Origin of the sequence: Bacillus sp. FSL K6-0042 (assembly GCF_038006685.1) — a bacterium.
Classification (GTDB): domain Bacteria; phylum Bacillota; class Bacilli; order Bacillales; family Bacillaceae_G; genus Bacillus_A; species Bacillus_A pseudomycoides.
Genome location: NZ_JBBOVS010000001.1, coordinates 4,656,193 through 4,673,036, shown reverse-complemented (window position 1 = coordinate 4,673,036; position 16,844 = coordinate 4,656,193). Strand labels below are relative to the sequence as shown.

20 protein-coding genes are annotated in these 16,844 nt (G+C 36.3%); 4 read left to right on the top strand and 16 right to left on the bottom strand.

Features of this window, described 5'->3' with window-relative positions:
- Window positions 1–73: 73 nt before the first annotated feature.
- Window positions 74–1,315: a nucleotidyltransferase gene (locus tag MHH45_RS24180; RefSeq protein WP_139350015.1), complete on the top strand. Its 1,242-nt coding sequence runs from the start codon at window positions 74–76 to the stop codon at window positions 1,313–1,315.
- A gap of 24 nt (window positions 1,316–1,339) precedes the next feature.
- Here MHH45_RS24180 and MHH45_RS24175 read toward each other — a convergent pair whose 3' ends face one another.
- Both MHH45_RS24175 and MHH45_RS24170 read right to left on the bottom strand, forming a co-directional pair.
- Window positions 1,340–2,365 carry a SepM family pheromone-processing serine protease gene (locus MHH45_RS24175; protein ID WP_016116046.1) on the bottom strand — a complete coding sequence of 342 codons (1,026 nt, stop codon included), beginning with the start codon at window positions 2,363–2,365 and terminating at the stop codon, window positions 1,340–1,342.
- The gene (locus MHH45_RS24170; RefSeq protein WP_016116047.1) at window positions 2,358–3,149 is read right to left on the bottom strand and encodes a patatin-like phospholipase family protein; all 792 of its coding nucleotides are present in this window, start codon (window positions 3,147–3,149) and stop codon (window positions 2,358–2,360) included. The genes MHH45_RS24175 and MHH45_RS24170 overlap by 8 nt, the downstream gene beginning before the upstream one ends.
- A 114-nt stretch (window positions 3,150–3,263) precedes the next feature.
- On the opposite strand from MHH45_RS24170, the gene ylbJ reads away from it, so the two are divergent.
- Window positions 3,264–4,496 carry a sporulation integral membrane protein YlbJ gene (gene ylbJ / locus MHH45_RS24165; RefSeq protein ID WP_016116048.1) on the top strand — a complete coding sequence of 411 codons (1,233 nt, stop codon included), beginning with the start codon at window positions 3,264–3,266 and terminating at the stop codon, window positions 4,494–4,496.
- Here ylbJ and coaD read toward each other — a convergent pair.
- Window positions 4,488–4,979 (bottom strand): pantetheine-phosphate adenylyltransferase, encoded by a 492-nt coding sequence (gene coaD / locus MHH45_RS24160; protein ID WP_016116049.1) that lies wholly within the window; start codon window positions 4,977–4,979, stop codon window positions 4,488–4,490. The two genes, ylbJ and coaD, sit on opposite strands and share 9 nt — an antisense overlap.
- Window positions 4,976–5,542, bottom strand: coding sequence for a 16S rRNA (guanine(966)-N(2))-methyltransferase RsmD (gene rsmD / locus MHH45_RS24155; protein ID WP_016116050.1), 567 nt, complete (start codon window positions 5,540–5,542; stop codon window positions 4,976–4,978). The genes coaD and rsmD overlap by 4 nt, the downstream gene beginning before the upstream one ends.
- Before the next feature lie 568 nt (window positions 5,543–6,110).
- On the opposite strand from rsmD, the gene MHH45_RS24150 reads away from it, so the two are divergent.
- Window positions 6,111–6,500: a DUF7147 family protein gene (locus MHH45_RS24150; RefSeq protein WP_003199736.1), complete on the top strand. Its 390-nt coding sequence runs from the start codon at window positions 6,111–6,113 to the stop codon at window positions 6,498–6,500.
- A 69-nt stretch (window positions 6,501–6,569) separates the two neighbouring features.
- Here MHH45_RS24150 and MHH45_RS24145 read toward each other — a convergent pair whose 3' ends face one another.
- The 6 genes from MHH45_RS24145 to MHH45_RS24120 form a co-directional block, all read right to left on the bottom strand.
- Window positions 6,570–6,836, bottom strand: a complete 267-nt coding sequence (locus MHH45_RS24145; RefSeq protein ID WP_016116052.1) for a YlbG family protein — start codon at window positions 6,834–6,836, stop codon at window positions 6,570–6,572.
- 137 nt (window positions 6,837–6,973) lie between these two features.
- Window positions 6,974–7,426, bottom strand: a complete 453-nt coding sequence (locus MHH45_RS24140) for a YlbF family regulator (protein ID WP_003199733.1) — start codon at window positions 7,424–7,426, stop codon at window positions 6,974–6,976.
- Window positions 7,427–7,545: 119 nt separating this feature from the next.
- Window positions 7,546–8,118, bottom strand: a complete 573-nt coding sequence (locus MHH45_RS24135; protein WP_016116053.1) for a histidine phosphatase family protein — start codon at window positions 8,116–8,118, stop codon at window positions 7,546–7,548.
- A gap of 77 nt (window positions 8,119–8,195) precedes the next feature.
- Entirely contained in the window at window positions 8,196–8,441 is a 246-nt protein-coding gene (locus MHH45_RS24130) for a YlbE-like family protein (protein ID WP_006095792.1), read from the bottom strand.
- A gap of 11 nt (window positions 8,442–8,452) precedes the next feature.
- On the bottom strand, window positions 8,453–8,866 hold the full coding sequence (locus MHH45_RS24125; protein ID WP_016131895.1) for a YlbD family protein: 414 nt from the start codon (window positions 8,864–8,866) through the stop codon (window positions 8,453–8,455).
- A gap of 89 nt (window positions 8,867–8,955) precedes the next feature.
- Complete coding sequence (locus tag MHH45_RS24120) at window positions 8,956–9,993, bottom strand: CAP domain-containing protein (RefSeq protein WP_016116055.1); 1,038 nt, start codon at window positions 9,991–9,993, stop codon at window positions 8,956–8,958.
- 205 nt (window positions 9,994–10,198) lie between these two features.
- Between MHH45_RS24120 and MHH45_RS24115 the strand changes: the two genes are divergently transcribed.
- Window positions 10,199–10,564, top strand: a complete 366-nt coding sequence (locus MHH45_RS24115; RefSeq protein WP_003199722.1) for a YugN family protein — start codon at window positions 10,199–10,201, stop codon at window positions 10,562–10,564.
- A 32-nt stretch (window positions 10,565–10,596) separates the two neighbouring features.
- Here MHH45_RS24115 and ctaG read toward each other — a convergent pair whose 3' ends face one another.
- The 6 genes from ctaG to cyoE all read right to left on the bottom strand — a co-directional run bounded on the left by ctaG (window position 10,597) and on the right by cyoE (window position 16,519).
- Window positions 10,597–11,502: a cytochrome c oxidase assembly factor CtaG gene (gene ctaG, locus MHH45_RS24110; protein ID WP_016116056.1), complete on the bottom strand. Its 906-nt coding sequence runs from the start codon at window positions 11,500–11,502 to the stop codon at window positions 10,597–10,599.
- Between the two features lie 86 nt (window positions 11,503–11,588).
- Window positions 11,589–11,927 (bottom strand): cytochrome c oxidase subunit IVB, encoded by a 339-nt coding sequence (gene ctaF, locus MHH45_RS24105; protein ID WP_003199718.1) that lies wholly within the window; start codon window positions 11,925–11,927, stop codon window positions 11,589–11,591.
- 3 nt (window positions 11,928–11,930) lie between these two features.
- The gene (gene ctaE / locus MHH45_RS24100; protein ID WP_003199716.1) at window positions 11,931–12,554 is read right to left on the bottom strand and encodes a cytochrome c oxidase subunit III; all 624 of its coding nucleotides are present in this window, start codon (window positions 12,552–12,554) and stop codon (window positions 11,931–11,933) included.
- Window positions 12,554–14,389 carry a cytochrome c oxidase subunit I gene (gene ctaD, locus MHH45_RS24095; protein ID WP_170927914.1) on the bottom strand — a complete coding sequence of 612 codons (1,836 nt, stop codon included), beginning with the start codon at window positions 14,387–14,389 and terminating at the stop codon, window positions 12,554–12,556. The genes ctaE and ctaD overlap by 1 nt, the downstream gene beginning before the upstream one ends.
- Before the next feature lie 60 nt (window positions 14,390–14,449).
- On the bottom strand, window positions 14,450–15,499 hold the full coding sequence (gene coxB, locus MHH45_RS24090; protein ID WP_016116058.1) for a cytochrome c oxidase subunit II: 1,050 nt from the start codon (window positions 15,497–15,499) through the stop codon (window positions 14,450–14,452).
- A 96-nt stretch (window positions 15,500–15,595) separates the two neighbouring features.
- Window positions 15,596–16,519, bottom strand: coding sequence for a heme o synthase (gene cyoE, locus MHH45_RS24085; protein ID WP_016116059.1), 924 nt, complete (start codon window positions 16,517–16,519; stop codon window positions 15,596–15,598).
- Window positions 16,520–16,844: the final 325 nt, after the last annotated feature.

The window sequence follows — 16,844 nt, the reverse complement described above, 5'->3', positions numbered from 1 at the left end:
AAGTCATTATAGGAAATAATATATAGATTATCATGTTTTTAGAAAAGATGCTACATCGAAAGGAGAGATTATCATAAAAGCAAGCGGTATTATTGTTGAATATAACCCCTTTCATAACGGTCATGCTTATCATGTGCAACAAACAAAAAAGTTAACACAGTCCGACATTACAATCGCTGTCATGAGCGGATCATTTTTACAACGTGGTGAACCAGCTCTCGTATCAAAATGGTTCCGAACCAAGATGGCTCTAGCCGGTGGTATAGATCTTGTTGTTGAACTCCCTTATACATTCGCAACACAAAAAGCCGAAACATTTGCTAACGGTGCTATTTCTATTTTAGATGCCCTTGGCGTTTCTGAAATTTGCTTCGGCAGTGAGGATGGAGAGGTTCAAAACTTCTATAATACCATTTCTTTACGCCAAAAGGAAAAAGATACTTTCAATCAACTTGTGCAGCAATTTATGGATGCTGGAAACAGCTATGCCAAAGCAACTTCTCAAGCCTTCTCACACATCTTATCGGACGTCAATACTGTTGATATGTCCCAGCCAAATAATATATTAGGCTTACATTACATTGAAGCGCTTCTTTCTCAGAAAAGTTCTATTCATGCACATACCATTGAAAGATTCGCATCTCATTACCATGACGAAACCTTTCAAGATAACCATATTGCAAGTGCGACTAGCATTCGCAAACAATTATTTAGTGAAAATGATTCACTCACAACCATTTATCCATTTGTACCCAATTGTACCGCATCTTTTTTAGAAAGTTATAAACAAACGTATCATACACTGCATTGTTGGGAGGAGTATTTCCCATTTTTCAAATATAGACTTTTGACAATGTCTTCCCAGGATTTACAACATATTTATGAGGTAGAGGAAGGATTGGAGCATCGTATTTTATCAAAAATACATAATACTTCTTCATTTCTTACTTTCATGGAAGCATTAAAAACAAAACGTTATACATGGACTAGATTACAACGAGTATGTACACATATTTTAACAAATACAACAAAAGAAGAAATGGAAAAGGCACATATAGAGCAACATGCACCATATATCCGTTTACTTGGTATGTCACAAAAAGGACAAACTTATATTTCGAAACACAAAAAAAATCTAGGGCTCCCGCTTCTTACTCATACGAAAACATTTCAACATCCCGTTCTAGATATAGAGCGCAAAGCAAATGCTGTTTATTTTTCAGTGCTACAAGAACCTTTACGTACAAAATGTATACAAAAAGATATAACTCAACATCCTATTCGGTATGATGAAACAACGAATAATTTTTTATAAAAAAACCTCTCTAGGGCGAGAGGTTTACTTTTTTTTCGACATTTTTTCTAAATATGCTAACGCATCATCTAATGTATCTACTGGTACAATTTTCATCTTCGTTTTTATATCTTTCGCTGCTTCAAGCGCTTCTTTATAATTCGATTTCGGTGCCCCTTTTTCATTTGGAGCAAAGAATATTTCTGCACCCGCATCACTAGCAGCTACAACCTTTTGTTGAATACCACCAATCGGACCAACTTCTCCCTTTTCATTAATGGTTCCCGTTCCAGCAATCTCATGACCTTTTGTCATATCCTCTTCAGTCAATTGATTATAGATTTCCAATGTAAACATTAATCCTGCTGATGGTCCCCCAATTTCATGTGAATCAATTTTCACCTTTGGATCTACTACTAAGTCCCTTTCAGTAACAATGGAAACTCCAATACCAACACGTCCCTTGCCATCAGGAATTTGTTTTAGCGTTAGTTTTTCTGTAGAACGTTTCCCCCCACGAATATACTCAATATTTACTACATCCCCTTCTTTTTTACCTGACATATATGCAATAAATTGGTCTATCGCTTCAAAAGGCTGACCGTCGACAGCGACAATTATATCCCCAAGTTTCAATTTCCCTTCAGCGGACATATTTTTCGCAATCCCAGCAACTAAAACCCCTCTGTTTTGAAAGGAAACTGAACGATTTGCTCGCTTATACGCATTATAAATGGCTGCGTTTTGAGAATCTTTCATTGCATACGCTTGGCGGAATTGATATTCTTCATCACTCTCACCTTTTTGCAAAATCTCCTCTGCTTTAGAAATGTGATTATATTTATTAAATTGGGCAGCTATTAGATTTACAACATTCGCAGGCCCCATCGAAACGGTCACGAGCATAAAATCACCTGACTCTTTCTTCCCACCATCAACTTGTACATATGGTTCTAATTTCGCCGCCATACCTGGTTTTGTTACATAATATGGTAGACGTACATAGACAAGCAACATTGCCAATATAACGCCAATTAAAATTGCATATATAAAACGAAAACGCTTAAACATTATTTTTCTCCTTCCACTGCTCAATTAATAAGTAAATTTTCTGAATGTGTTTTTCGGCCTCTTCTTCTCCAACTCGAATAATGTCTTCGATATTGGTAAAAGCACGAGAACTAAACTGTTCTACTGCCGGGCGCATCATTAAGTCTGAAGCAATTTGCCGATTAACAACAAGTTCATGCTGCATAATCTCAATACTCTGCATGATAACATCATAAATGGATGTAACTTCTCCGTTCACCTTAATAGGAGATACATCTACAGCAATTACAATATCAGCTCCTAAGTCTTTAACAACGGATACAGGGATGCGATCAATCACCCCGCCATCCACTAATAAACGACCATCTATTTTTTCAGGTACAAACACTCCTGGCACAGAAATACTCGCCCTCACCGCATCAGCAATAGAACCGCTTGTAAATACAACTTTTTCCCCCTTTAAAATGTCAGTGGCCACAACTGCAGTTGGGATATCTAACTCTTCTAAATTTTTATTATATGTAAACATTTTAATCATATCTTTTACCCGTTTTCCAGAAATAAATCCCATTTTCGGTACAGTAAAATCCAAATAGTATTTTCGTTTAAATAATGTGGCCATTCGATAGAGTCTCTCCACGTTACAACTCGCTGCATAAAATGTCCCAATTAACGCCCCCATACTACTTCCAGCAATCATATGAATAGGAATATTCGCCTCTCGTAATACTTTAATCACCCCGACATGCGCAAAGCCTTTCGCACCTCCAGATCCAAGAGCTAAGCCTATTTTTGGTTCATTCATTTCTCTCACCCTTTAAATTTTTTCATCCTCTTTTTCATACTTATGGTCTAAATTCACCATGTATCCACGTATACTGAAATGAACGTTTTTTGGGACAAAGGGGGCTACGTTAAAATGTATGAAAAATGGAAAACAGCTTTTCTCACCATAACGATGATATTTCTAACATTTTCTCTCGTACTTCACCCCCAAGCCGCTTTGCAATCTTCTATTCGCGGATTAAATATATGGTGGGAAGTTGTCTTTCCTTCACTACTACCTTTTTTTATCGTTGCGGAGCTTTTAATTAGTATAGGTGTTGTAAAGTTTATCGGTATTATATTAGAACCGCTTATGCGCCCGCTCTTTCGTGTGCCTGGTATTGGCGGATTTGTTTGGGCAATGGGAATGGCCTCCGGCTTCCCTGCGGGCGCCAAATTAAGCGCAAGACTCCGGAAAAGTAATCAGCTAACACAAATAGAAGCGGAACGACTCGTATCATTTACCAACTCTTCAAATCCATTATTTATTTTTGGAGCTGTTTCTATTGGCTTTTTTAACAATCCTAAATTAGGTTTCATACTAGCTGCTGCACATTATGTTAGCAACCTTACTGTCGGATTACTTATGCGTTTTTATGGAAACAACAATACTTACATACAAGAAAAACAATCCATTCAAAAACGTCCCTTACAACACGCTTTTTCAATTCTCCACGAGACGCGTTTACAAGAGAACAGACCAATTGGAAAACTACTTGGTGATGCCATTATCTCCTCTATTCAAACTTTACTCATGATTGGTGGATTTATTATTTTATTCTCCGTTTTAAATAAAATGATTACTGTCTTCCAACTCACGGCAGCACTAGCTTTTATTATGCAACATATTTTAACATTCTTCCAACTATCACCACACTTTAGCATTCCCATCTTATCAGGACTTTTTGAAATGACACTAGGTAGCCAAATGATCAGCCAAACCAATCAGACTACAACTCTTGAACAAGCAATGGTAACGAGCTTTATCCTCGCATTTAGCGGCCTTTCTATCCAAGCTCAGGTAGCAAGTATTTTAGCCGAAACTGATATTCGCTTTAAACCCTATTTCTTTGCAAGAATTATCCAAAGTATTCTCGCCCCAATTTACACTTTTATATTTTGGGTACCACTTTATGAAAAATTACATTCTTTTTCACCAAATCAACAAGATATCCCTGTTTTTTTATCAAACCATGCTTCTATTCTTGCAAAGACTTGGGAAATATCGCTTCGCTATGGTCCTACTTTTACACTATTTTGTTTATATCTATATGTTATTTTATTATTCTTACGCATAATAAACAAAGAAAAACCCCGTTCATCTTAACGGGGTTTGAAACTTTTCTTTTAAAGCGTGCTCTACAACAGGAGGAACAAGACCAGCTACATTTCCACCATAACGAGCCACTTCCTTCACAATGCTCGAACTTAAAAATGAATATTGATTATTTGTCATAATAAAAAAGGTTTCAATATTTTCGTCTAACTTACGATTCATCGATGTAATTTGCATCTCATATTCAAAATCAGAAACTGCACGTAAACCACGTAAAATTGCGTTTGCATTACGCATTTTTGCATATTCAACTAACAGTCCGCTATGCGAATCAACTTTTACGTTTGGAATATCTTTTGTTGCTTCTCGAATTAGCTCTAGGCGCTCTTCTACTGAAAAGAACGGTTTCTTGGAAGAATTGTTTAAAACGACAACATATACTTCGTCAAACACCTTTGCGCCTCTTTTAATAATATCCAAATGCCCAAGAGTTATCGGATCAAAACTCCCTGAAGAAATTGCTATGCTTGTCATTCGGTCCCCTCACCTTCATGCTTATAAATGGAAATCGCTGTAATACCATAATTTTCTGCTCTTACCTTTACAAGTCCACCTATTGTTTCCGGTAAGACTACATCATCCCCATGTTCTGCCATAACCAATCCATCTTCGTTCAATAATCCGTGTTGGTCCATAACACTAATTAATGAAATGATTTTTTGATCTTTGTATGGTGGATCTAGCAGTATAAGATCAAATGATAGTTCACGTTTAATTAACGCCTTCAAAGCGCGCTCTGCGTCATTTCTATACACTTCAGCTTGGTCATGTACTCTGCAGCTTTCTAAATTTTGATGAATAACCTTCACCGCTTTATTATCCCGATCAACAAAAATGGCTTTGTCAACCCCTCTGCTAAGCGCTTCAATCCCAAGCCCTCCGCTACCTCCAAACAAATCGAGGGCAATTCCTCCTTCGAAATAAGGACCAATCATATTAAAGATGGCTTCTTTTACCTTATCCGTTGTCGGTCGCGTTGTATTACCTGGCACAGCCTTAAGCGGATGCCCTTTACATTTTCCAGAAACTACTCTCATTTGCTGTCACTACCTTTATTTCAATCTATCGAGCGATTATTACAAACGCATATTCGTTCGGTTAACCGCTATCAACCCTCACTGTTTTCTGTGTATTTTTCCATTAAAGGATAAACGAATCCGCTATCTATTAAAAGAAAAACTAATTTATTCCGTTAAAAAAGTCATCATTACATGATAACTTTCCAGTATCCCATATGTATATTCATCTCGCTATTGGCGAGTCAGATCCCTCTCTACTAATGCAAGTTTCACGTTATCTTTTTTATCCTATCATAAAATAAAAAAAAGAAAAATAAAAAGCCTACGATAAATTTTAAATTCATTATGTATATCTTCATTTAGATTGGACATAAATAAATATAACAACATCACCTTCGATGTTGTTGCCAACCGCGGAGAAGACTTACGTTTCCCCATAAGTTCTTCCTCCGGTTTCTCCTCTCCCTTTGCCTTCTTACTAGTACATACTAGTATAAGAAGGGCCCTGCTTTGCAGGGTTTTTTTCTTTGTCTGCTTTTCATTTTAAAAACGAAGTGATACAGTAAAAGAAAGAGGAGGAAATAATATGATTCAACGTTTTATTGAACTAGGAGAAGGCTACTCCGATTTATATGAATTACTTGAGATTGCAAAGACAAATAAAGATCGTGTATCACATATGTTACAATTTGAAACCTTAAAAAATGATAAAAAAGTATGCTCACTTGTTGTTGTTCTTAAACCAACAACGGTTGGTGATTTCCAACCGCTATATATATGCCGCGAAGGAATTCCTATACTTGAAGGTACAAAAAGTAAACGAATCGTTTTATTCGAGGAAACAGCGGAACAAATCGAAAAAAACGTTACTTCTTTTACTGTAAAACCTTCTACAATTTTCCCAGAAAAAGAATTATATTTTAATCACCTTATCGGCATTTTACGAATGAATCATTTCATTCCTCCAATGCAGTAGCAATTTATACTCATTGTATTTTTATTAAAATAAAGAAACCCCCACCAAAATTAGTGGGGGTCTTTCTCTTTAACTATAGTCGTATTCTTTCGCGCGATCCGGACGTGAATTTTCAAATTCCGTTTTAAGAAATGGGCGATATGACTGCTCAATTTTTTTCACAAAAGGAAGTTTATTTAGCTTTTGTATCATATGCTCTATTTGTTCCATATCACAATATACAACTGCATATTTCAAACGCTTTGATATGTAATGAATATTACCATATTTCCTTAAAATCTTGGCATGTTTCAATGAATGTAAATAAACAATCATACTTTGTCGTTGCCCGAACATAATCTTCTCCATCTTCTCCTTTTATATACTCATATTCTTGTATCTTATAAACATCAATCAGAAATTTGTGAAATTATAGTACATTGTTAAACAAATTCTGTATACGTTTTCTTCTATATTCTAAAAAACGGGGCACATCACCCCGTTTTTTTACAACCGCAACTTCCACCAGATCCACAACCGCCTCCGCATCCACCTGCATCAAAAAACGGATTTCCAGTAGGAACTTTAATAGCAGATGATACTTCGGAACCAATTGCTACACTGACTTCATCTAATAGTTTTTGCAAAGCATTTTCCGCTTTTTTAAAAGCAGCTATCTTTTCATGTAAATCTACAGAACGTTTTAATTCTCGCATATTTTTCGAAACGAAAGTATAATCAGGATGATATTTTCCAAAGCGTTGCACTTCTTCATATCGCTCTTTCATTGCTGTAAATTGACTAATTAATGTTTGAGCTTCCAAATCTTCCTGTAACGCCTTATAACATTCTCGATAACCCTTTGCTATATCTGAACAGACAATCGCCTTTGCAAGCTGTTCTGCCTCGTCTAATATCATTACGCTTTCAAGCGTCGCTACAATCATGAGAGACACCTCCGAGTATCCATCATAACACATTTAGAACAGAACTACTAATTTGAATATCCCATCTGAATATAAAGTAAAAAGTCCGATTACCGAAAACCATCATCCGTCATAATTTCTTATACGCAAATATGCTCCGCGATATTATATCGTAGTACGTCCCAGCTTCCATTTTCCTCTTTTACATAACTAATGCAGGCATTTTTCAATGGAGTTTTAAATGTAATTTCATCAGGGGAGATTGCATTTAAAATTGCTTTTATCGCATGTGAATGTGCAACGATAATAACGCGCTTACCTGCATGTACTTGCGCAACATCTTGCAATGCAGCAAAGCAACGATTTACAATCTCTTCATCTGTCTCCATACCTTCGACATTTCCCTCTGCAATCAGCTCTCTAACTGTGGAAACGGGTTTCCCTGAAGCTTCGCCAAAATTCCGTTCAACAAACCGCTCATCAAGAAGAATAGAATGTATTCCAACAGCGTTGCTAATCACCTGAGCTGTTTCCTGCGCTCTAATTAAGGGACTGCTGATAATCACATCCCATGTGTCCAATTGCAACGCAGCTGCACTTTGACTTGCTTGCTTTTTCCCAACTTCATTAAGTGGAATGTCTTCACGCCCTTGAATAATCTCTTGAAAATTCCAATCAGTTTGTCCATGTCGTACTAAACAAATTTCCGTCATGCTATAACTCCTTTTTTCAATAATTCTTTTCTATTGTAACAAAAGTTTCGCATGACGGACATAGTTTCCCCTTCCAATTACGTTGCATTTTGCTGCTTCATATATTGAAACATGTCAATCATAATAGAAGCAACCGCCAATTGATTTTGAAATTTTGCAACTTTGTCCGGGATTGTCTTTTTATAATACTGTAAAGCAGCTAATTCAAATGCCTCCTTTTCCTCCGGATTACGTGATAATTTTCGATACCAATGGGGTTGTTCACGAATATAACGCCCTAAATCTTCATCAGCTTTTATAAATTCCATAAGCTCTGCCCTCATCCTCTTTCCTCCTAATCTTTTCGAAAGAAAAATGGGTTGTTTTCAGAAGTTCTTTGCTCAGGTTGTGTACGATTCTCTTGAAATTGCTGAATAACCTGTTGCACACTCCCAATCGCACTCGTTACATTAGCTAGATGTTGCTGCATTTGCTCTGCATCTAATTTTTTTAAAAAAGAAAGCATTTGTCCCATCAAATCGACGGCTTTTTCATCATTGTTTTCTTGAGCTGGAGAAGAAATCGTTTCTCCATCTGCTTTATATACCTTCCACATTTCATCCTGTTCTCCAAGTAAATACCATTCCTCATAAAATTGTTGCCATGTTTTTTCACCATTTCGAACTTCATGAACCATTTTAGGGTGATGGTTTACAAACTCTTTAAACTGTTGAACAGAAGGATGTAATGGTCCTTTTGTTTTTGTCATAATCCTCACCTCTTCAGATGTATCTACTATATTGTAAGAAAAAAAAGGCGCATGGTTCGCCTATTTTTAAACGATTCATGCACCTTTTCCTATTTTCTAATGAAATTTTGAGTATAAAATTTATCGAAGACTCCAACACCTAGTCCAGTAAATTGTTCATTTAGCAAATTTTTCCGATGTCCTTCACTATTCAACCAACCTTGTACTGCAGCGATCCCATCAGTATGCTGTGCTGCTATATTTTCACCTGCAAGTTGAAATGCGACTTGACCACGTTGTAATCGATCTCCTAAAGTCCCAAATTCCGGCGAATCATGCGAAAAATAATTATTCTCTTTCATATCCTTGCTATGCCCAAAAGCCACTTCAGCTGTTTGTTGATCCCATGTTAGTAACGGTAGTTGATGACGACTACGAATAATATTCGTCAAATCTAGAATTTGTTGCATATTTCCATGTTCTATTTGTGTCATTTTCTCTGGAGTAATTGGCTGCTCCGCCCCTAACTCTCCAGAATAAACAAGCTGATACGGCCTTTGTCGAAGCAATGTCTCATCATCCATATACCGAATTCCGACAAGTTTATGTGTGAATCGATCAAAGTATAACTGCGCCCAACCATCTTCTTCTATCGAAACAAGTGGTTGTTCTGCAATTTCAGTATCAGATAATTCAAATTGATAGCTGTTCCTTCCTTTTTTCAAAGAAATTTCATGTGAGAATGGATTTTTTTTATAGACATCTTCATATTTTTCATCCATACGAAATGGAACTACATCCACTTTATTACCAGCAACATAAGCTGTTACAATTTTATGTTCTGCAACACCAAACTGCACATATTGTGATAAATCTTGATTATAAATCCACCATTCGTAACCATACGCAGAAGGTTCGATTCGAGCTGGCTCACCCCATTTTGCTAATAAACTTTCCGAATCGCCTCCTATTAATTGGGAGATTGTCTCTGGAAATCCTTCATTTATCTGTTTCTTTTTCTTAACAATCTTATGTTCCTGCTTAGAATGAGATGGCTGTAATATATATTGCGAAACGAGTAATTTCCCGTATAAATCAATAGCTAAAATAAAAACCGTAATCATTACGATACGTAATAATTTCTTCAAACAATATACCTCCTGGTCAAACATAAAATTGAGATATACACAAATGCCTGTCTTCCCTTTTGTGTGTACCGCACTATTTTCACTATATCATATTTTAATAAAAAAAGCCGTGATTCTCCCTTTTCTCTCAATATGAATTGCGATTTCTCATTATTCATACTATTATAAAATTAAAGGTTTTCAAATAAAGATAAGGAGGTATTCCATGCAATTTACAAATTCAAAACTTATAGGGGCGACCATTGATTTTACACTGCTCACGGAAGTTATGCAAAATCAACGTTTTGTACTTGCTGGACAGTGGGATTATGAGCGAGTTACATATGACTATAAATTTGAAATATTGAAGGATGTATATTACTTACGGATACAAGGCTTTGCGGTAGAAGGTGAAATCGGAGGACGCCATGCACAAGTTAAATTACTTCCACCATTGTTAGGAAAACATTATTATCCACATGGCGTTGAATATGGTGAGAATGAAGTTTTCCCTACAAACGTAATCCAAAAAAGCGAACAACTCTTGCAAAATATTGAAAAAAAACTGAAGGAATTTGCAGTTATAGAATAGTAAAGAAGGTGTATCCATGTGATACACCTTCTTTATTTTGGTTGCAAATAAGGAGGCACTTCCTGTAGTTGCTCCTCATCTTTTTTACGTTCTTTACGTGCCCATTTAAAAAACACATAGCCAATAATTGTACCATACACTATTTCCTGGACAATTTTCATAATGATACCGCCTGTTTGTTGATCTTGCACAATCGGCATCCAATGTAAAAATTCTGGTCCGGTTATGTTTAAATCACCCAATGTTCCCGCAGGTACACAGAGCTCCATCGCTTTCATCCACGCACTCGGATCCGTATATGTAGCAAACAACGATTCACTAGCAAATATGATTAGCGCACAAGCTGGTGTCAATAATACACCGTTCGCAAACATGTAACCAATTTTCTTTATTTCACTTAATGTTTGATACTCCGGTAATGGATTTAGCATAGGCCACCACATCATCATTGCTGTAAAAAATAAAACAGCAAGAAAAATAGGATGAGCAACTTGATTTTGCTTTACAGCATCAAAAACAACAGGCAAATGATAAATAGAAAATAATCCATTAAATACAAACAGAGCAATAAGCGGTTTTGTAAACATAGTCAATATCACTTGGATAAAACGGAAAGAGGTAATATATGTGTATAACCAAACTGGAATCCCCAATAACAATAATGGTGGTACAGCGATGTACATCACTGCCATTTCAAACATATGTGCACTAAATACAATATGTCCAAGTAAATCAATAGGCCCACCTTTTACAAGATACAACAGGATAATCCCAGTCGTAAAATAAAACATTTGCTTTTTATTTACCTTTTCTGCATTTTCGAGCCGATTTCTATACGGCCCGATAATAAGAAAGTAACAGATAAGGATAGACACCATAAAAAGTAAAAAGATCGGGCTCCATAAAGCTTGAAAACCAAATATCCATAAGTTGCCCATTTTACACCCACCCTTTCAATATGAACTCCTTACCCTCATAGGAAAAAGGGAGCGAAGATAACTTCAAGCTCCCTATCCTTTACTTTTTAAACCCAAACAATTGTCATAAAAGCTAAAATGGTTAACAACCCTATCAATAATCCAGAATATAAGAAAAAGGTTGCTGCTTCATGTCCCTTATGACTCATATGCATGAAATAATACAATTGAAATATTACTTGAACAACAGCTAATAGTAAAATAAATGGTACAGAGAAAAGAGGACTAAATGTTTTCGGATAAGCGACTGCCACAAAAGCTACAATCGTTAAGAAAATCATTAGACCAAATGTAATCACTTGATGTCTCATTTCCTCAGCACTTTTTTTTCTACGATAAACAAGATCTACTTTTGAGTTACTTGTATTTGTTTGCTTTATCGCCATTGTTTATCCCACCATTCCCATCAAGTATACTACAGTGAAAATAAACACCCAAACTACATCAATAAAGTGCCAGTAAATAGATGCGACGTAAAACTTTGGAGCATTATATAAATTCAGCCCGCGCTTCGCATTCCGAAAAACTAATGTTAAGATCCATAATAATCCGAACAATACGTGTAATCCATGAGTTCCAACAAGCGCATAAAACGCTGAACCAAATGCACTACTTCTCATCGTATGTTTGAATTCGTGTGTATAATGATAAAATTCATAAATCTCAAACCCTAAAAACCCTAATCCTAATAATACTGTAACAAGTAACCAAAGCTGCATTTGCTTAAAGTTAAAGTTCTTCATATGATACATCGCATACACGCTTGTTAAACTACTTGTTAACAAAAGCATCGTCATAATAAAGACAAGTGGCATTTGAAACATTTCTTGAGAAGTGGGGCCACCGTTTGTAGAATTTTTTAACGCTAAATATGTGCCAAATAAGGAAGCGAACAATACAGTTTCGCCTCCAAGAAATAGCCAAAATCCAACAAACTTATTTTTCCCCTCAAGGGTTGCTTTTTCAGGCTCTGCTGGAAACGTTTCATTTGTTAATTTTTCCTCTACATGCATTACGCTGTGCCCCCCTTGTCATCTAAATCTTCTTTATGAATATGATAACCATGATCATCAATTACTGAACGTAAGAACATTGCACCAAATGTAATGATAAGTCCAATAATTGCAACCAATAACCAAAACTTATCTTTCCCACCTTGCATGTACATCGCACCAAATGCTGCTATAAATAATCCAAGAGATATAACAAATGGTGAAAATGAAGAGTTTGGCATATGAATATCACTAACAGGCTCTGCTGGTGTTATTTCTTTATTCCCTTCACGTTTTTCAATCCAGAACGGATCTAATCCGCGAACGAATGGTAATTGTTTAAAATTGTATTCTGGTGTAGGTGCAGGCATTGTCCATTCTAATGTACGAGCATCCCACGGATCGCGGCCAGCTTTCTCTTTAGACAACGATGTTTTCACAACATTAAATAACAGAACAATCGTTCCTAGCCCCATAAATACAGCACCAATCGAACTAATTAAGTTCCCCGTTTCTAATCCTTGGCCTGGTAAATACGTAAAGTAGCGACGTGGCATACCAATTAAACCAAGGAAATGCTGGATAAAGAATGTTAAATGGAAGCCGATAAAGAACAACCAAAATGTTATTTTCCCCAAGGTTTCATTTAATACTTTGTTAAACATAAGTGGCCAATAATAATGTGCACCTGCTAATAGTCCAAATACAACTCCACCAACGATTACGTAGTGAAAATGCGCCACAACGAAATAGTTATCATGGAATTGATAGTCAGCTGGAGCCGAGGCAAGCATGACCCCTGTTACACCACCCATTACAAATGATGGAATAAAAGCAACAGCCCACATCATTGGCGTTGTAAACCTGATACTTCCACCCCACATTGTAAAGAGCCAGTTAAATATTTTAATACCAGTCGGAACTGCAATTGCCATTGTTGCAACTGAGAAAATAGCGTTCGCAACAGGTCCAAGACCAACTGTAAACATATGATGCGCCCATACCATAAATCCTAAAAATCCAATTAACACCGTTGCAAATACCATAGATGAGTAACCAAATAGTCGTTTTTTAGAGAATGTAGCGAAAATTTCTGAGAATATTCCGAAAGCTGGAAGGATAAGAATATACACTTCTGGGTGACCGAAGATCCAGAATAAATGTTCCCATATAATCGTGTTCCCCCCTAAAGCTGGGTTAAAGAAACTTGTGCCAAATAAGCGATCTAACATAAGTAGTGCTAATCCCACTGTTAATGGTGGGAAAGCAAATAAAATAAGTGAAGAAGTTACAAATGTTGTCCATGTAAACATTGGCATACGCATATATGTCATTCCAGGTGCACGCATATTAATAATTGTGACAAGGAAGTTAATACCACCAATCAGTGTACCTATACCTGATATTTGTAACCCTAGTACATAAAAATCAACACCATGTCCTTTAGAAGCAAGGGATAACGATGCATAAGATGTCCACCCTGCATCAGGTGCCCCTCCTAAAAACCAACTTAAGTTTAAAAATACTCCACCGAAGAAAAATAACCAAAATCCAAGTGAATTTAAAAATGGAAACGCCACATCCCGTGCCCCAATTTGAAGTGGTACAGCGGCGTTCATAAATGCAAACACGAGCGGCATAGCTGCGAGGAAAATCATTGTTGTACCGTGCATCGTTAATACTTGGTTATAAGCATCCCCAACAAGAAAAGCATTGTTTGGAATCGCTAATTGAAGACGGATAAATAATGCCTCTATTCCGCCAATGATAAAAAACAATCCACCTGCAATTAAATAGAGAATGGCAATTTTTTTATGGTCTACTGTCGTCAAATAATCCCATATAACAGCACCCATCCCCTGTTTTTTTGCTACAGAACTCACGTTTTCAACCTCCCCTTCGCAAATAATCCCTCTTTACTTCTCAACTTTTAACGTTTTCAAATATGCATTTAATGCGTCTACTTGATCATCCGTTAAGTTGCCATATTTACCAGTCATTTTATTTCCTGGCTTCATATTTTCAGGATCCTTTAACCATTTTTTTACGTTTTCTTCATTATTTTCAGCAATGCCGGCAACCATATCGCGATCAGCAAAGTTTGCTAGGTTTGGTGCGATACGTGCAGAAGGTGGTCTACTATCATTTGATCCAGTTGCATGACAACCAATACAGCTTTTGTTGAATATTTCTTGACCTTCTTGTTCTTTTGGAGAAGAAACTTCCTTCTTACCATCAAGTTTCTTCATATCAGCAATCCAATCTTTGTACTCGCTTTCATCAAGAGCCTTTACTTTAAATTGCATTAAAGAATGTGATGGGCCACAAAATTCTGTACAAAAACCATTATAAGTGCCTGATTTATCTGCCTTTAACCACATTTTATTGACATTATCCGTATTCGTATCCATTTTCCCAGCTAAAGATGGGACCCAAAACGAATGTTTAATGTCAGCACCTTTCAAATTCAAATATACTTTTTTACCTGTGGGGATAACTAGGTCTTGTGAAGTTACTATTTTTTCTGATTTGTAAGAAAATTCCCACCAATAAAGATTCGCTGTTACATCAACAACGATTGTGTCTTTATCAATATTCTTTTTCTCCATCGCACTTACATCAGCAAGTTTGAATGTATATGTAACAGTTGGAACAGCCAATATCAGCAAAAGAATAATCGGAATGACTGTCCATATAATTTCTAGTTTGTGATTTCCTTCAACTTGCTTTGGGATATAATCTTCTTGACCCTTCTTTTGTCGGAAACGCACAATTACATACAAGAAAATAATAGTAACTACAAGTACGACACCTACCATAATTGCACTTGCTAACAAGAGTAAATCATATTGCATTTTTGCTACTTCACCTTGCGGAATTAAAGTAGATTGAAAGGCTTTACCGCATCCCCCTAACAGTAAAGCCAGCAGTGAAACGAATGAAAGCAGTCGCCACTGTTTCTTCATACAAACAACCCCCACTTTCTTTGTGAATTAGATTGTACTTTATTTATAGTAAGTAAAGTAAATCTCAACGTAAAGAAATCCCCTCATGTCGTTGTCTTAGAAGAATGTAACTACAATCATTGACACAAATAAGATTGTCAAGTAATTCAAGGAGTAGACAAACATTTGTACGGACCATTTTATGTCATCCTTCTTACGGAATCCATAGAATCCTAATACGATCCATCCAATGTTAAGCAATGTTGCAATTACCATAAATGTTACTCCCAGTCCACTCATATAAAATGGTAGTGGTAATAAACATACTGTCCAAATCATGATTTGACGTTTTGTAATATCAAATCCATGTACAACAGGAAGCATGGGAATACCTGCATTTCGATATTCATCAACACGTTTCATCGCTAACGCGAGGAAATGTGGGATTTGCCAAATAAACATAATTAAAAATAGCATCCAAGCAATTGGATGATCTAAACTAGGATCAACTGCTGCCCAACCAATTAAAGGTGGAACTGCTCCAGATACACTACCTACTACTGTATTTAGTGTATATGCTCGTTTTGTCCATAATGAATACAAAACAACGTATGTGACAGCACCGATGAAACCTATAATTGCTGCCATTGGTGTTGTAAATAACAAGAATACAAAACCAAGAAGCAATAAAGTCATACCTAATGTTAACGCAAAACTAGGTTTATATTTTCCTGTTACTGTCGGACGATTTTTTGTCCGTTCCATTAAGTGATCGATATCCCGATCAATATAGTTATTCAAGCTACATGATCCTGCCATAATTAAAGCCGAGCCGACAATTGTAAAGAACATTTTATCCAAATGGTTCACAGCATTTAATCCATTAAAGTGTAAAGCCAACCAAAATCCTGTAAATACCGTAAGTGTATTCGAGTTTACAATCCCCATCTTAACGAGCGCTAATAAATCTTGTACACGTGTTGTTTCCGGCACATTTGTTATAGCTGACTCATCATGCAGCTCACTTGTTGCATGGTTCATCATTTCAACCCCCTCTTAAAACTTTCATCCTTCTTTCGCGTCTTTACTTTACAAAAGTATTACGCTTCTATATAGCAATATTATTACAGTAGAAATGTTGTTTTCTCACTCTACTACTAATCTACGCTCATACTCGAGTATATTAAATCATATTTCCCTAACAATTTGTGAAGAAAACGTGAACTTTTTGTGTCGAATGACAAAAAAGTTTCTCCCATTACTTCCTAATCATAACATGAGGTTACCTTCTATAATAAACTATTTTGTCATATTTAGCATATATTCTTCCCATTTCTTTTTATAATAGAAATAACTTCTCCTAAAA

Coding starts and splice junctions, on each gene's coding strand:
- MHH45_RS24175 (WP_016116046.1), bottom strand. CDS start 2,365: ATGTTTAAGCGTTTTCGTTTTATATATGCAATTTTAATTGGCGTTATA.
- MHH45_RS24170 (WP_016116047.1), bottom strand. CDS start 3,149: ATGAATGAACCAAAAATAGGCTTAGCTCTTGGATCTGGAGGTGCGAAA.
- ylbJ (WP_016116048.1), top strand. CDS start 3,264: ATGTATGAAAAATGGAAAACAGCTTTTCTCACCATAACGATGATATTT.
- coaD (WP_016116049.1), bottom strand. CDS start 4,979: ATGACAAGCATAGCAATTTCTTCAGGGAGTTTTGATCCGATAACTCTT.
- rsmD (WP_016116050.1), bottom strand. CDS start 5,542: ATGAGAGTAGTTTCTGGAAAATGTAAAGGGCATCCGCTTAAGGCTGTG.
- MHH45_RS24150 (WP_003199736.1), top strand. CDS start 6,111: ATGATTCAACGTTTTATTGAACTAGGAGAAGGCTACTCCGATTTATAT.
- MHH45_RS24145 (WP_016116052.1), bottom strand. CDS start 6,836: ATGTTCGGGCAACGACAAAGTATGATTGTTTATTTACATTCATTGAAA.
- MHH45_RS24140 (WP_003199733.1), bottom strand. CDS start 7,426: ATGATTGTAGCGACGCTTGAAAGCGTAATGATATTAGACGAGGCAGAA.
- MHH45_RS24135 (WP_016116053.1), bottom strand. CDS start 8,118: ATGACGGAAATTTGTTTAGTACGACATGGACAAACTGATTGGAATTTT.
- MHH45_RS24130 (WP_006095792.1), bottom strand. CDS start 8,441: ATGAGGGCAGAGCTTATGGAATTTATAAAAGCTGATGAAGATTTAGGG.
- MHH45_RS24125 (WP_016131895.1), bottom strand. CDS start 8,866: ATGACAAAAACAAAAGGACCATTACATCCTTCTGTTCAACAGTTTAAA.
- MHH45_RS24115 (WP_003199722.1), top strand. CDS start 10,199: ATGCAATTTACAAATTCAAAACTTATAGGGGCGACCATTGATTTTACA.
- ctaG (WP_016116056.1), bottom strand. CDS start 11,502: ATGGGCAACTTATGGATATTTGGTTTTCAAGCTTTATGGAGCCCGATC.
- ctaF (WP_003199718.1), bottom strand. CDS start 11,927: ATGGCGATAAAGCAAACAAATACAAGTAACTCAAAAGTAGATCTTGTT.
- ctaE (WP_003199716.1), bottom strand. CDS start 12,554: ATGCATGTAGAGGAAAAATTAACAAATGAAACGTTTCCAGCAGAGCCT.
- ctaD (WP_170927914.1), bottom strand. CDS start 14,389: ATGGGTGCTGTTATATGGGATTATTTGACGACAGTAGACCATAAAAAA.
- coxB (WP_016116058.1), bottom strand. CDS start 15,499: ATGAAGAAACAGTGGCGACTGCTTTCATTCGTTTCACTGCTGGCTTTA.
- cyoE (WP_016116059.1), bottom strand. CDS start 16,519: ATGAACCATGCAACAAGTGAGCTGCATGATGAGTCAGCTATAACAAAT.